Origin of the sequence: Streptomyces sp. NPDC058773 (assembly GCF_042746015.1) — a bacterium.
In the GTDB taxonomy this organism is placed as follows: domain Bacteria; phylum Actinomycetota; class Actinomycetes; order Streptomycetales; family Streptomycetaceae; genus Streptomyces.
Genome location: NZ_JBHYPE010000016.1, coordinates 65,832 through 79,231, shown reverse-complemented (window position 1 = coordinate 79,231; position 13,400 = coordinate 65,832). Strand labels below are relative to the sequence as shown.

The 13,400-nt window shown below is 74.7% G+C and carries 14 protein-coding genes and 1 pseudogene; 9 read left to right on the top strand and 6 right to left on the bottom strand.

Annotation, left to right across the window (positions count from 1 at the left end):
* The first annotated feature begins 18 nt into the window (after positions 1 to 18).
* Genes crtI through ACFW5B_RS16780 form a run of 3 tightly spaced genes read left to right on the top strand, consistent with a single transcriptional unit; the run spans position 19 to position 3,565 of the window.
* The gene (gene crtI / locus ACFW5B_RS16790; protein ID WP_386439535.1) at positions 19 to 1,554 is read left to right on the top strand and encodes a phytoene desaturase family protein; all 1,536 of its coding nucleotides are present in this window, start codon (positions 19 to 21) and stop codon (positions 1,552 to 1,554) included.
* Positions 1,551 to 2,555 (top strand): phytoene/squalene synthase family protein, encoded by a 1,005-nt coding sequence (locus ACFW5B_RS16785; protein ID WP_386439533.1) that lies wholly within the window; start codon positions 1,551 to 1,553, stop codon positions 2,553 to 2,555. The genes crtI and ACFW5B_RS16785 overlap by 4 nt, the downstream gene beginning before the upstream one ends.
* On the top strand, positions 2,552 to 3,565 hold the full coding sequence (locus ACFW5B_RS16780; protein ID WP_386439531.1) for a DUF5914 domain-containing protein: 1,014 nt from the start codon (positions 2,552 to 2,554) through the stop codon (positions 3,563 to 3,565). Before ACFW5B_RS16785 ends, ACFW5B_RS16780 begins: the two co-directional genes overlap by 4 nt.
* Positions 3,566 to 3,650: 85 nt before the next feature.
* Here the strand turns inward: ACFW5B_RS16780 and ACFW5B_RS16775 are convergent, their stop codons facing one another.
* The 3 genes from ACFW5B_RS16775 to ACFW5B_RS16765 are packed head-to-tail and all read right to left on the bottom strand — an operon-like array spanning position 3,651 to position 6,681.
* A complete protein-coding gene (locus tag ACFW5B_RS16775) occupies positions 3,651 to 5,219 on the bottom strand; it encodes an FAD-dependent oxidoreductase (RefSeq protein WP_386439530.1) in 1,569 nt (522 codons plus the stop codon).
* On the bottom strand, positions 5,216 to 5,452 hold the full coding sequence (locus ACFW5B_RS16770) for a hypothetical protein (RefSeq protein WP_386439528.1): 237 nt from the start codon (positions 5,450 to 5,452) through the stop codon (positions 5,216 to 5,218). Before ACFW5B_RS16770 ends, ACFW5B_RS16775 begins: the two co-directional genes overlap by 4 nt.
* 41 nt (positions 5,453 to 5,493) lie before the next feature.
* The gene (locus ACFW5B_RS16765; RefSeq protein WP_386439527.1) at positions 5,494 to 6,681 is read right to left on the bottom strand and encodes a lycopene cyclase family protein; all 1,188 of its coding nucleotides are present in this window, start codon (positions 6,679 to 6,681) and stop codon (positions 5,494 to 5,496) included.
* 210 nt (positions 6,682 to 6,891) lie between these two features.
* On the opposite strand from ACFW5B_RS16765, the gene ACFW5B_RS16760 reads away from it, so the two are divergent.
* From ACFW5B_RS16760 to tgmB, 6 genes and pseudogenes are all read left to right on the top strand, one after another.
* Positions 6,892 to 7,479, top strand: a complete 588-nt coding sequence (locus tag ACFW5B_RS16760) for a sigma-70 family RNA polymerase sigma factor (protein WP_386439525.1) — start codon at positions 6,892 to 6,894, stop codon at positions 7,477 to 7,479.
* A complete protein-coding gene (locus ACFW5B_RS16755) occupies positions 7,476 to 8,222 on the top strand; it encodes an anti-sigma factor domain-containing protein (RefSeq protein ID WP_386439524.1) in 747 nt (248 codons plus the stop codon). The genes ACFW5B_RS16760 and ACFW5B_RS16755 overlap by 4 nt, the downstream gene beginning before the upstream one ends.
* Positions 8,223 to 8,227: 5 nt before the next feature.
* Positions 8,228 to 8,389, top strand: a pseudogene (locus ACFW5B_RS16750) (hypothetical protein); the annotation flags it as partial.
* A 154-nt stretch (positions 8,390 to 8,543) separates the two neighbouring features.
* Positions 8,544 to 9,248 (top strand): alpha/beta hydrolase, encoded by a 705-nt coding sequence (locus ACFW5B_RS16745; RefSeq protein WP_386439522.1) that lies wholly within the window; start codon positions 8,544 to 8,546, stop codon positions 9,246 to 9,248.
* A 276-nt stretch (positions 9,249 to 9,524) separates the two neighbouring features.
* Entirely contained in the window at positions 9,525 to 9,716 is a 192-nt protein-coding gene (gene tgmA / locus ACFW5B_RS16740) for a putative ATP-grasp-modified RiPP (protein WP_026169961.1), read from the top strand.
* 4 nt (positions 9,717 to 9,720) lie between these two features.
* Positions 9,721 to 10,644: an ATP-grasp ribosomal peptide maturase gene (tgmB, locus tag ACFW5B_RS16735; protein ID WP_386439519.1), complete on the top strand. Its 924-nt coding sequence runs from the start codon at positions 9,721 to 9,723 to the stop codon at positions 10,642 to 10,644.
* Between the two features lie 32 nt (positions 10,645 to 10,676).
* Here the strand turns inward: tgmB and ACFW5B_RS16730 are convergent, their stop codons facing one another.
* From ACFW5B_RS16730 to ACFW5B_RS16720, 3 genes are all read right to left on the bottom strand, one after another.
* Positions 10,677 to 11,174, bottom strand: coding sequence for a hypothetical protein (locus ACFW5B_RS16730; RefSeq protein WP_386439518.1), 498 nt, complete (start codon positions 11,172 to 11,174; stop codon positions 10,677 to 10,679).
* A 182-nt stretch (positions 11,175 to 11,356) separates the two neighbouring features.
* Positions 11,357 to 12,742, bottom strand: coding sequence for an acyl-CoA dehydrogenase (locus ACFW5B_RS16725; protein ID WP_386439516.1), 1,386 nt, complete (start codon positions 12,740 to 12,742; stop codon positions 11,357 to 11,359).
* Between the two features lie 155 nt (positions 12,743 to 12,897).
* On the bottom strand, positions 12,898 to 13,356 hold the full coding sequence (locus ACFW5B_RS16720) for an RrF2 family transcriptional regulator (protein WP_386439514.1): 459 nt from the start codon (positions 13,354 to 13,356) through the stop codon (positions 12,898 to 12,900).
* Positions 13,357 to 13,400: the final 44 nt, after the last annotated feature.

Genomic DNA, 13,400 nt, shown 5'->3' with positions numbered 1-13,400 from the left:
GACCGAAAGGGGCACCGTATGAGAACCGTCCAGGGCCCCACCGACCACGTGGTGGTGGTCGGAGCCGGTCTCTCCGGGCTGTCCGCCGCGCTCCATCTCCTCGGCGCCGGACGGCAGGTGACGGTCGTCGAGCGGGCGGCGCGGCCCGGCGGCCGGGCCGGCCGGATCGAGAGCGGCGGTTACCACCTCGACACCGGCCCGACCGTGCTGACCATGCCGCACCTCATCGACGAGGCCTTCGCCGCGGTCGGCGAACGGCTCACCGACCGGATGGAACTGCTCGCCCTGCACCCCGCCTACCGCGCCCGTTTCGCCGACGGCAGCGAACTGGACGTGCACACCGACGCGGAGGCCATGACGGCCGAGGTCGAACGGTTCGCCGGGCCCCGGGCCGCTGACGGCTACCGCCGGCTGCGCCACTGGCTCCAGCAGATCTACACGGTCCAGCGCCACCGCTTCATCGACACCAACTTCGACTCACCGCTCCAGCTGCTGCACCCCGACCTGGTCCGCCTCGCCGCCCTCGGGGGATTCGGCCGGCTCGACGACCGGATCGGCCGCTTCCTGCCCGACGCCCGGCTGCGCCGGATCTTCTCCTTCCAGGCGCTGTACGCCGGGGTCCCGCCCGCCCGCGCCCTCGCCGCCTACGCCGTCATCGCCTACATGGACACCGTCGCCGGGGTGTACTTCCCCCGCGGCGGGATGTACGCCCTGCCCCGGGCCATGGCGGACGCCGCCGCCGACGCCGGTGCCGCCTTCCGCTACGGACACCCCGTCACCCGGCTGGAACGCACCGGAGACCGGATCACGGCGGTGCACACCGCACACGAGCGCATCCCCTGCGACGCGGTGGTCCTCACCCCCGACCTGCCGGTGGTCCACCGGCTGCTCGGCCGCCGGCCCCGCCGCCCGGTCCGGCTCCGCCACGCGCCGTCCGCGGTGATCCTGCACGCCGGCACCGACCGGACCTGGCCGCGGCTGGCGCACCACACGCTCTCCTTCGGCGCCGCCTGGGAGCGGACCTTCGACGAACTCACCCGCACCGGCCGGCTGATGAGCGACCCTTCGCTGCTGGTCACCCGCCCCACCGCCTCCGACCCCCAACTCGCCCCACCCGGCCGCCACTTGCACTACATCCTGGCCCCCTGCCCCAACACCGAGACCGGCCCCGGCGCCGGCGCGTGGCACGACCTCGCCCCCCGGTACCGCGACAGCCTGCTCACCGTTCTCGAACGCCGGGGGCTCACCGGCATCGGCGCCGCCATCGAGGAGTACCGCATGGTCACCCCGGCCGACTGGACCGCGCAGGGGCTCGCCGCCGGAACGCCGTTCTCCGCCGCGCACACCTTCGCGCAGACCGGCCCGTTCCGCCCCCGCAACCTCGTCCGCGGCACGGAGAACGCCGTACTGGCCGGCTGCGGCACCACCCCCGGCGTCGGCGTGCCCACCGTCCTGATCTCCGGCAAGCTCGCCGCCGCCCGGATCACCGGGCTGCGGCCGCCACGCCCCCTCGCCGGTTCGTCCCGCCCCGTCACGAGAGGCATCCCGGCATGACCGCACGCGAACTGGATGCCGCCGGCATCACCGATCCCCGCCTCCGCGCGGCCTACGCCCACTGCCGCCGGCTCAACGCCCGGCACGGCAAGACCTACTTCCTCGCCACCCGGCTGCTGCCCGCGGCCCGCCGGCCGGCCGTCCACGCCCTCTACGGCTTCGCCCGCTGGGCCGACGACATCGTCGACGACCCCGCCACCGGCCACTCCACCGCGGACCGCGCCCGCGCCCTCGACGCCCTCGGGCAGTGGCTCGACGAGGCGCTGCGGGGCGGCGAGAGCCCCGAACCCGTGGTGCGCGCGGTGGCGCACACCGCCGCCGTCCACCGCATCGACCACCGCCACTTCGCGGACTTCATGGCATCGATGCGCAGCGACCTGACCGTCACCGACTACCCGTCCTACGCCGACCTGCGGCGCTATATGCACGGCTCCGCCGCGGTGATGGGACTGGAGATGCTGCCGGTGCTCGGCACCGTCGTCCCCCAGGAGGAGGCCGAACCGTACGCCGCGTCCCTCGGCATCGCCTTCCAGCTCACCAACTTCCTGCGCGATGTCGGCGAAGACCTCGACCGGGGCCGCGTCTACCTCCCCGCCGACCTGCTCGCGGCGCACGGCGTCGACCGCGCGCTGCTCCACTGGAGCCGGGACACCGGCCGCCCCGACCCGCGGATCACCGCGGCCCTGACGGCGGCCGCCGAACTCACCCGTGGGGTCTACCGCGAGGCGGCCCCCGGCCTCACCATGCTCGACCCGGCCGCCCGCCCCTGCATCCGCACCGCGTTCGTCCTCTACGGCGCCATCCTCGACGCCGTGCGCGACGACGGATACGCCGTGCTGCACCGCCGCGCCGTGGTCTCCCGCCGGCGCCGCGCGGCCACCGCCCTCGGCGGCCTGGCCCGCCTCGCCGTCACCCGAATCACCGTCAGCCGCCGCACCGCCCGGTCGCCCGGCGTACCGGGGGGCCGGGTGCCGCACCGTGCGCAGGAGGAAACCCCATGACCCGGGAGGCCCGCCGCCCCCCGCGCCTCCCGCTCCGGCTGCGCCGCAGGCCCGAGTCCTGGGAACGCCAGCGCCCCACCTGGCGCGACGCCGGCCCCGTGCGCATCGCCGACGCCGTCAAGGCCGCGCTCGCCCGCCCGTCCGGCAACTGGTTCGTCCTGGGCGCGGCCCGCGACATCGGCGCGGACCGTCCCGTCGGCCGCACCGTCGCCGGGGTCGAGGTGGTCGCCTGGCGGGACGCCGCCGGACGCCTGGTCGCCGGGCCGGGGGCCTGTCCGCACCTCGGCGCGCCCCTCGCGCAGGGCCGCGTACACTGCGGCGTCCTCCGCTGCCGCTGGCACGGACTCGCCCTGGACGGCGCCCCGTTCGCCGGCTGGGAGCCGTTCCCCGCCCATGACGACGGGCTGCTGGCCTGGGTACGGCTCGACGCGGTGGGCGGCGAGTCCCCGCTGCCGCGGCCCGTGCTCCCGGCCCGGCCGCGGCCGTCGGGCGCCGTCGCCGCCGTCTACACCGGCATCGGCGGCTGCGAACCCGAGGACGTGGTGGCCAACCGCCTCGACCCCTGGCACGGGGCCTGGTTCCACCCCTACTCGTTCGTCGACCTCACCGTGCTCGACACCCCCGCGGAGTACGACGGGGAGCCGTCCGGCGGACTCACCGTCGAGGTCTCCTTCAAGGTCGCCGGGCGTGCGGTGGTGCCGGTCACGGCGCTGTTCACCGCACCCGGGCCCCGTACCGTGGTGATGCGCATCCTGGCGGGCGAGGGGGAGGGTTCCGTGGTGGAGACCCATGCCACGCCGCTGGGGCCGGACGGCCGGGGACGCCCGCGCACCGCGGTCGTCGAGGCGATCGTCGCCACCTCCCGGCGCCCCGGATTCGCCCTGGCCCGCGCGGCCGCGCCCGCGCTGCGTCCGCTGATGCGGGCCGCCGCACGACGGCTGTGGCGGGACGACCTGGCCTACGCCGAACGCCGCTGGGAACTGCGCAGCAGCGGGCGCCACTTGGGCTGACTTCGGCTCAAGCCGGCTGTGGGGAGAGCTGGTCAGGGCCGTGCGGCGACCAGGTCACGTCCTGGCCCGCCCCGGCCCGACCCCGTCACTCCCCGGCCCGCCCGGCCACCCACCGCAGGGCCGCCGACCGTCCCCGGTCCGGCACGGTCCACAGTGTCTGGCCGCGGACGCCCCACCGCGCCAACAGCGCGTTCGCCGCGAGGAATCCGGTCGTCGCGGCCCGCTCCATCAGCGCCACCGGGAGCGAGGTCCGCACCGTGTCGCCGGCGACCACGACCCGGGGGTCGGGGGTGCGCACGGTGGGCCGGTCGTCGAAGCCGCCCACCGGGAACAGCGGACAGTCCGCGCGCCACTCATGGCGCCGGTCGACGACCCGGACACCGCGGGTCTCCGGATAGACGGCGTGCAACTGCCGCTCCAGAAGGCGCTGTTCGCGCTCCCGGTCGGCTCCGGGGGAGAGGGCGTAGGCGTGCAGTTCGAGCACCGAACCGCCGGTACGGGCCGACCAGCGCGCCGCCTCGCCCTCCCAGCGCTCCAGCACACTGACATTGTCCAGCGACCCGAAACCACTGGTACCCAGGAACCCCGGCCGGTCCGCGGACACCCGCCCCGCCAGCCAGAGCCGCGACACCAGGAAGGGCGGCGCGGTCCGCAGCCGCCCGATCCGCGTCCGCCAGGCGGCGTCCCCCAGCCCGGGCGACGCGGCCACGAGCCGGCGCAGCCCACCCGGGTCCAGGGCCAGCACCACCGCGTCGAACCGGCGGTCCGCGCCGCCCCCGGCGACGTGCACTCCGCAGCCCGCCACCGGCTCGACCCGCGTCACCTCCGTTTCCGTGCACAACTGGACGCCGTGCCCGGCCAGATATCGGCCGAGGGGCTGCCACAGCGCCTGCGGAAACGGCTCGTCGGGTACATCGAACAGCAGCCCCTCACTGGAGCCGAGAAAGTAGATGTGGAACATCAGCGCCAGTTCCGCGGCCGACAGTTCCCGCGGGTCCGCGAAGAAGCTCCGGGAGAACACCTCGAACGCGAGATGACGCGCGGCCTCCGGGAACCGGATACGGGCGAGGAAGTCCCAGGCGCTGACGCGGTCCAGCCGCCGGTAGACCTCCGGCACCCGAACGTCCAGCAGCGGCAGGGCCGCACCGGGGCGCATCCGTACGAGGTCCCGCCAGGTGAAGGTGGGACTGAGCGCCACGAAGCCCAGCGCGCTCCAGGGCGGTGTCCGGGGTACCCGGGCGAAGCTGTCCCGCAGCCCCGAACGGTGGTGCAGCGGGTAGTCCGGCAGCCGCCGGAGCATCCCGAGCCCCGGATCGACCCGGCGCAGCAGCCCCCGCAGGTTGTAGTACTGGGGGAAGAACGCATGGAACCCGCGGCTCATGGTCGCCGCCGAGCCGTCCGCGAGCCGCACCGGCCGGCCGGCCAGCCGGCCGCCGAGGACCCCGGCACGCTCGTACAGGGTCACCCGCACTCCGCGCTCGGCCAGCCCGGTCGCGGCGGCGAGGCCCGCGATACCACCGCCGATCACCGCCACCGCCGGACCGCCGGCGCCGTCGGCCGCCGCCCGGTCCCGCCCCGGCGGCCCCGGCACGGTCCGGGCCCGCCGGTCGCGCCCGCGCCGCGCGGCCTCGCCGCCGTCGCGCCGGGGCGTCATGCCGCCTCCTCGGGGGCGCCGGCCGGGCCGGCGACGAAGGTGTGGGTGATGCCGGTCTGCCGGTCAGGCAGCGGCAGCGCCCGGCCACCGCGGCCGTCGCCGGGCAGCCCCAACCGCCTTGCGGAGCACCGGAGTTGACTGTGGAGGCCGAGGTTCGCCGCCACCGGTGGGTCGTAACGGCGGGACGCGTGGTCGCAGGCGGCGGCCGGCTCGCCGTCGTACAGCAGGGCCATGGATGTCTCTCCTCCGGTGCGGTGGCGCAGGGGCGGGCGGGTCACGGTGCGGTGGCGCGGCGCGGCAGCAGCGGGAGTTCGGCGACGGTGCGGAGCATGGGCAGCACAGGGGTGCGCAGCCCGATGCCGAGGTCCTCCCACAGCCGGGAGCGGCCGTCGAGGAACCGCAGCAGCCGCTCCATCGGCACCGTGCGGAACAGCCCGGTGAAGAACTCCGCGCCGTCCACCCGGCCGCTGTCCAGCGCACGCAGCAGCACGGCGTCCATGGCCCGGTGCCGGGCGGAGTGCGGGGGAGGGGGGACCGGCGGCCGGCCGGCCCGCAGCGCGGCCGCGATGAGCGCCGACTGCCGTTGTACGGAGGCGAAGGTGTATCCGGTGGACGGGCGGGTGGCGCCCCCCGCGGTCCCGATGCGGAACACCGCGCGGCCGGCCCGGCGCGGGAAGCGGCCGTCGGTCATCGGGATCACGCCCTGCTCGGCCGCCGTGACGCGGAAGGCGCCCAGCCGCAGCACCCGGTCGGTGTAGTGGCGCAGGGCCCGTTCGTACCCGGCGGTCTCCAGGGGCCGGCGGGAGAACTCCGTGTACTCCACCAGCGCCGCGCAGTCGCTGACCGGCAGGACGTAGCCGAAGGACAGACCATGGCCGGGCTGCGGGGTGCGGAAGTCCATCAGGTCTGCGGTCGAGGGGTCGAAGGCCGGGCGCCGGGTGCGGACGAACCAGCCCCGGAAGTGCTGCTGGAGGGTGGTCCGCGCCGGCGGGAGCGGGCCGGGCCGGGAGTCGAACACCCAGCGGGCCCGGAGGACCACCGGCCGTCCGGTCGCGTCGTGCCCCCGCACCTCCGCCCCGCCGGGGACATCCCGTACGGACTCCACCGTCGCCTCGGCCCGTCGCACCGTGTCCTGCCGGGCGAGCCGGGCGTCCACCAGGGCCGCGAAGTCACCGGACCGCAGCATCTTGTAGCGGAAGGGCTCGGGCCGTCCCGCCGTCACCGCACCGCCGGGAGCGTGCACCCGCAGCCGTTCCCACGAGGCGGTCAGGGCCTCGTCGTACGCGCCGCCGGGCGCCTCCCAGAAACACCAGGTCCGCTCCGGAGCGGTGTGCGGTCCGGGCGGGGCGTCTACCAGCACCACCCGCGGCGGCCGTCCGCCGTCCGCCGGTTCGCACAGCCGGTGGGCGAGCGACAGCCCGGCCGCTCCCGCACCCACGATGACGGCATCCGCGTCCCGCACGCCCAGTCCTCTCGCCGCCTCGGTGCCCCCGCGGCGATCCTTGCGCAGTCCCGGCCCGGGAGGCGGCATCCGACGCGCGGGAATCCGGTGGTCCGCCGGCCGCCCCGGCTGCGCTGCCCCGCGGCGCGTCCGCGACAATCCTCACCCGACCAATCCAGGTGTCGCACGGCGCCGAATCACTCGTGACCACGTCGCAGTCCGGAGGTGTCCATGCCCGTCGCAGCCCGCGGCGACCGATCCCCAGCACCGCACACCGGTGCCCTGGAAGCACTGCTGCACCGCGTCTCCCGCGGCGACCAGCACGCGTTCGAGAGTCTCTACACGGCGGTGGCAGGCTCCGTACTGGGCCTGGTGCGCCGGGTGGTCCGGGACCCGGCGCAGTCCGAGGAGGTCGCGCAGGAGGTGCTGATCGAGGTGTGGCGGTCCGCGGCCCGCTTCGACGCACGGCAGGGCAGCGCCATGGCCTGGATCATGACCCTGGCCCACCGCCGCGCGGTGGACCGGGTGCGCTCGGCCCAGGCCGCGGCCGACCGCGACCACCGGGCCGGGCTGGGTGCCTACACCGCCCCCTTCGACGAGGTGAGCGAGCAGGTCGAACGACGCCTGGAGCGCGAGCAGGTGCGCCGCTGTCTGGCCCAACTCACCGATCTGCAACGGGAGTCGGTGACACTCGCCTACTACCGCGGCTATACCTACCGGGAGACCGCCGACCTGCTGGGCGCGGCGCTGGGCACGGTCAAGACACGACTGCGGGACGGTCTCATCCGGCTCCGCGACTGCCTGGGGGTGTCGGCATGAGCACCATCGATCTGCACACACTGACCGGCGCCTACGCACTGGGCGCGCTCTCCGAGCAGGAGTCCGCCGAGTTCACCCGCCACCTGGCCCACTGCCAGGCCTGCACCCAGGAGGTGCGCGAACTCCAGGAAACCGCGGCCCGGCTCGCCCTGGCGGTGGCCGAGGTCCCCCCGGCCGGGCTGCGCACCCGGGTGATGGCCGCCCTGCCCGAGGTCCGGCAACTGCCCCCGCGGGGACGCCATGCGAGCGTGGTCCCGATGCGCCGCGGACCACGCCACCGGCTGCCCTATCTCGCGGCCGCCGCCTGCCTGGTCGTCGCCGCGATCGCCGGCGGGCTGGCCGTCAAGGCCCGGAACGACGCCGACCAGCAGCGGGACCGCAGCGTCCGCGCCGAGCAGCAGGCGGCGGCGGTCAGCGCCCTGATGGCCGCCCCGGACGCCACCTTCCACACCACCGCGCTCAAGGGCGGCGGCAGCGGAACGGTCGTCGCCTCCCGGCAGAGGGGACAGACCGCGTTCCTCTACCACGGCCTGCCGGCGCTCTCCGGCCGCCGGGTGTACGAACTCTGGTACAGCCGCAACGGCACCATGGAACCCGCCGGACTGGTCGAGACCGGCCGCTCCTCCGGCGCGATGCTGCTGACCGGCGGACCCCGGGGCGCGGACGGCGTCGGCGTCACCGCGGAACCCGCGGGCGGCTCCAGCCGGCCCACCACCGCGCCACTGGCCGTCCTGCGGATCTGACCTCAGTGGCCCACCCGGTCCGATCCGACACCGGCACCGCCACGGGCCGGCGGCCCGGTTCGGCATGCCCGTCCCTCAACCACTTCGGCGACTTCCTCGTCTGGTGGGGACCGTTCCTGCCGGCCGGCGCCACCGCACCGGCCGCCGCCCTTGCCGTGGCCTCCCCGCTGGTGATGTCCTTACGGCTGACCTGCGGCAGCGGCAGACGACTGCCGGAGAACCGCGCACCCACCGCTCGGGCCACGCCGCGTACTGTGCCCGCACCAGCGGTTTCGTACCGCTGCCACCCCGCCGCCGCCCGCACCCGGAGGACCCCCGCTCATGACAACCGGCACGGACCGGCCCACGGACCCCAGCAGCGGCGGACGAGAGCACCGGCCGCTGGTGGTCCACCGCGGTCCCGGCACTCCGCGGGCGGCGGTGCTCCTGCTGCACGGAGGACGGGCCGACGGCCTCGGCCCGCCGCCGCGGCTCAACCTCCCCGCGCTGCGGATGCGGCCCTTCGGGTCCGCGGTGTCCCGGGAACTGCGCGGCCGGGAGGTGCTGCTCGCGTCCGTGCGCTACCGCTGCCGGGGATGGAACGGGCCGCGGGCGGACGCCGCCCGGGACGCCCGCGCCGCCCTCGACGAACTGGCCGCCCGCGCGCCGGACCTGCCGGTGGTGCTCGTCGGGCACTCCATGGGCGGCCGGGCGGCCCTGCTCACCGGCGGCCATCCGGCGGTCCGCGGCATCGTCGCGCTCGCCCCGTGGTGCCCGCCCGACGAACCCGTCGCCCATCTGCGGGACCGGACCCTGGTGCTGCTGCATGACGCGGACGACCGGGTCACCGACGCCGAGGGCTCCTGGCTCCTCGCCGACCGCGCCCGGCGGGCCGGAGCGCGGGCCCACACCGTCGTCATGCCACGCGGCGGACACACCATGCTGCGGGGCGCCCGGCGCTGGCACCGGCTGACCGTGGATCTCGTCGCCGCCCTCCTGGACGGCCGGCCCGTGCCCGAGGCCGCCGCCGGGGTGCGCCCGGGGTAGCCGCCCGGACGGCACACCATTCCCATGACTCTCTGTCAGCCCCGCCCGTTCGGGCGGGGCATGCCGCGTTTCCGGGGCCGGTTGCCTACGGGGTGGCACATCACGGAGACAGTGCGTACGCGCCGGCCGCTTTTCAGTCAAGTGGAACGCTGGAAACGAGCAAAAGAGGCAACTAACTGACCAGATTGTCGCGTCTTCCGTGCAGAGTCATAAGTAGGGGCTTTCCACCCCTGCCCCGTGCCCAGTGCTCGGAAACCGGTCTTTGAAGGAGATGTAATGCGACCGTTTGCGTTGAGCTACGCCCGTCCGGCGGCGAAGTCATCGACCAGCACGCCGTACAGCTACGACGCCACGCGGCAACTCAACGTCCTGCCCGACGGACGCCCGGCCACCTGCAGCCGTGCGGTACTGCTCGCCACCGGCACCACCGCCTCCACCGCCGGTTCCAAGACCCACTTCGACGACTGAGCCCATGACCGTCCTGGTCCTGACCTGTGAAGAAGATCTGACGGCGGACATGGTGGTGGCGACGCTGCAGGACCACGGTGTCCCGCTCGTCCGCCTCGACCCCGCCGACCTGCCCGGCAGGGTCTCCCTGTCGGCGGAGTACGCGGAGCACGACTTCCACGGATACCTGAAATCCGGGGAACGCATGGTGAGCCTGGGCAGCCTGCGCTCGGTCTGGGTGCGCAGGCCCGGCGTCCCCGGTGCCCGCACCGCGGAGCAGTCCGCCTGGATCGCGGCCGAGGCCGAGCAGGCGCTCTACGGCATGCTGACCAGCACCCCGGCGCGCTGGATGAACCACCCCGTGGCCGCCGCGCAGGCGCGCTACAAGCCCTGGCAGCTCCATCTCGCCCACCGGAGCGGCTTCCGGGTGCCCGCCACGCTGCTCACCACCTTCCCGGCGATGGCCCGGCAGTTCGCCGCCGCGCACCCGGACCTGGTGGTGAAGTCGGTGAGCGGAAAGCACCCCGGTGACCCTCCGATGGTGCTGCCCACCACCCGTATCAGCCCGGACACCGACTTCTCCGGGGTCGCGGCCGGGCCCACCCTGCTCCAGCAGCACGTCCCCAAGGAGGCCGATATCCGGCTGACCTGTGTCGGGGAGCAGCTCTTCGCCGCCCGCAAGAAAGCCGACCCGGAAGAGGTGGACAGCCGCTTCACCCCCCACGGCACCTGGGAGCCCGTCGAGGTCCCGGACGCCGTACACCGTGCTGTGCATGCCTATATGAGTGCTGCTCAACTTGCCTACGGCGCGTTTGATTTCGCCGAGGACCCGGACGGCTGCTGGTGGTTCCTGGAGTGCAACCAGGGCGGCCAGTTCGGCTTCGTCCAGTTGGAGACCGACCAGCCCATCGCCCAGGCCATCGCCACCTGGCTCGCCGTGGAACCCTGATCCCGGGGCGGCGGCCCGTACGCCTGCCGCCCCTAGTGGATCACCATGTTCGCGATCACGATGAGCAGACCGATCAGCACATCCACCCCGCCGGCCCGGAAGGAGCCCGCCCAGCGCCGGCCCGCTACCCGGGCCGCCCAGACCCCCCAACCGAACAGCGCCACCATATTGATGGTCAGGGCGACCTCGACCGCGCCGTCCTCGCCCCACCATTCCGCATAGGCACCGAACAGCGCGAACATCGTGGGCGCCATCGAGGCCACCAGCGGCCATTCCATCAGCACCGAACGCACCGCGCTCACAGTGACCTTGCGATCGCCACTCGTCCGGTGCGCGATGGAGTGCGCATAGCCGTGTGCCGCGGCCGACGCCACGGCCGTCAGCGCCACCCACAGCGCGTCGTAGCCGGGGTCCGGCGGCCTGCCCTCGTGGCCCAGCGCGGCCACCAGAGCGCTGGCGAGCACCGAGCCGTACACCCCGCCGAACAGCAGCCGCTGCAGCGGTTCCTCTCGTCCGGGCGGCGGCTGCACGGGTACGCTCCGGCTTTCTGACAAGGCGCCACCTCACAGGACCGACGGGCTTCCCGGCTTCGGGACGAACATCCGAGATGTAGCAGCCCCCGGCACCGATCCGTACGAAGCTGCGCCGACAGCACCGGCGATTTACCTCCGTGCGGGGCGCCGCGCCCGCCGTACCCACCGGGCCGCCGCGGTCAGCCGTGCAGCGTCAGCGGCGGGTGCGTCCCGTTCAGGTAGTGGTCACCGATGTCGCGCAGCCGGTGGACGGGGGAGGCCTGCGCCGTCAGCACACGGGCGTTGCGCCAGAACCGGTCGAAGCCCAGCGGGCCGGCGACGGAGCCGGCGCCCTCGGTGAGTTCCAGGACGCGGGTGGTGAGGCGCACCGCGGCGCGGCTGGTGACGGCCTCGGCGGCGGCGACCAGCACCGCGATGTCGGCCCGCTGGTCGACCCCGAGCTCCGGCCCCGCGAGGAGTCCCCGCGCCATGGCCTCCGACGCCGATTCGACCACGGCCGCGGCGGTGTGCGCCTCGGTCGCCAATTCCCCGTACGCGAGGAGGAGATAGGGGTCCGCATCCGGGCGGTCCGCATACCCGCCCTCGTCCCGCCCGGGGACCGGCCGGCCGCGCGGTGCGGCCCGGGTGATGTCCCGGGCCTCGGCCAGCGCTCCTTCGGCGATGCCCAGGCCGACGTGCACCAGGGCGAGCCGGAGCGCCAGGGGAGCGAGCGTGGCGAACGGGGCGAGTGCGTGCTCATCGCGCGGGACGGCGCCGAGCACCTGGTCGGCGGGGACCGGGACCCGGTCGAAGCCTACCCGGCCGGCCGCGGCGAGCCGCTGGCCGAGACGGTCGTTCTCGGGGTCGGCCGCCACGCCCGGATGCGCCGGGTCGACGTACACCACCAGGGACTCACCGCTCTCGGAACACACCGCGCCGAGCACCAGCCGGTCGGCGACGGTCACGCCCGCGGCGACGTACTGACAGCCGCTGAGGAGGTATCCGCCCTCGGCCGGGGTGAGGGTGAGCGCGGGTCCGGTCACCGGCTCAATGTCCGGGAGCGCGATACCGCCGCCCCAGAGCCACTGCTCCGCGCTCGCCCGGAGTTCGAGCCCGTCGGCCCGCTCCTGCGTGCTGAAGAACCGTGCACTCCACGCCAACACATGGTGCCGGGCGAGCAGTTCGCCGATGGAGCCGTCCGCCGCGGCGATCTCCCGGATGACCGCGCAGGCGGTGCGCCAGTCGGTACCCCGCCGGGCGGGGCCGGGAGGTGTCAGCAGCGCGGGCAGTCCGGCCTCGCGCAGCCGGGCGAGTTCGTCGAACGGGGGCTTGCCGGCCCGGTCCCGGTCGAGGGCGTCGACCGCGAGATCCTCGGCGACCTCACGGGTGACGCGCAGCCAGATCTCCTCGTCGGCATCGGGCTTGGCCTGTGGGGGAGCGGGGCGGACGGGGGCCTTCGGCAGCACCGGGGCCGGCTCCTTCCGGTCGGCCGGGTCCGGTGCGGGCCGGTCCTCCGCGGCCGGGTCCGGTGCGGGCGGGCAGATCACGCCACCGGCCGACGGAACGGAACGCATCGGAGCGCGCACGCCCACCTCCTGGCTTCCCCGGTTTTCCCACTGGATTGATAGGGAAAGGATGCTTCCGGGGATGAGGGAGGATCAAGGGGCGTTCAAGGCGCGGACAGCCGCGTCTTGGTATCCGGAACGGAAGGGGTCCGGCAGGTGCGTTCCTGCGGACGCTCCTAAGGGTTCGTCCAGGAAGCCGGGTTCTCGGTCAGCTCCGCCACCTGCGGCGGCAGCTCCGCGGCGGCGACATCGGCCAGTGACACCCCGTCGAGGATCTCGCGGACGTTCGCCCGCAGCGCGATCCACAACGGCAGCAGTGAACGGGCGGGCCCGGTGTAGGACAGCTCCGGCGGGCGGACGCCGCGTACCGACACCAGCGGTCCGTCCACGACCCGGATGACATCCGCGATGCTGATCTCCGCCGCCGGCTTGGCCAGCCGGTATCCGCCGTTGCCGCCGCGCCGGCTCCGCACCAGCCCGCCGCGGCGCATGTCGTTCAGGATGCCTTCGAGGAACTTGTGCGGAATGTCCTGGGCCTGGGCGATCGCCTCCGCCTTGAGCGGTTCCGCGTCCCCGGCGGCGGCGAGTTGCAGCGCGGCACGCACGGCATAGTCCGCTCTGGCTGAGATCCGCATGCCCCGCATTATCCCGCAGCGCACCCGGCACCGGCCCGCCGGGT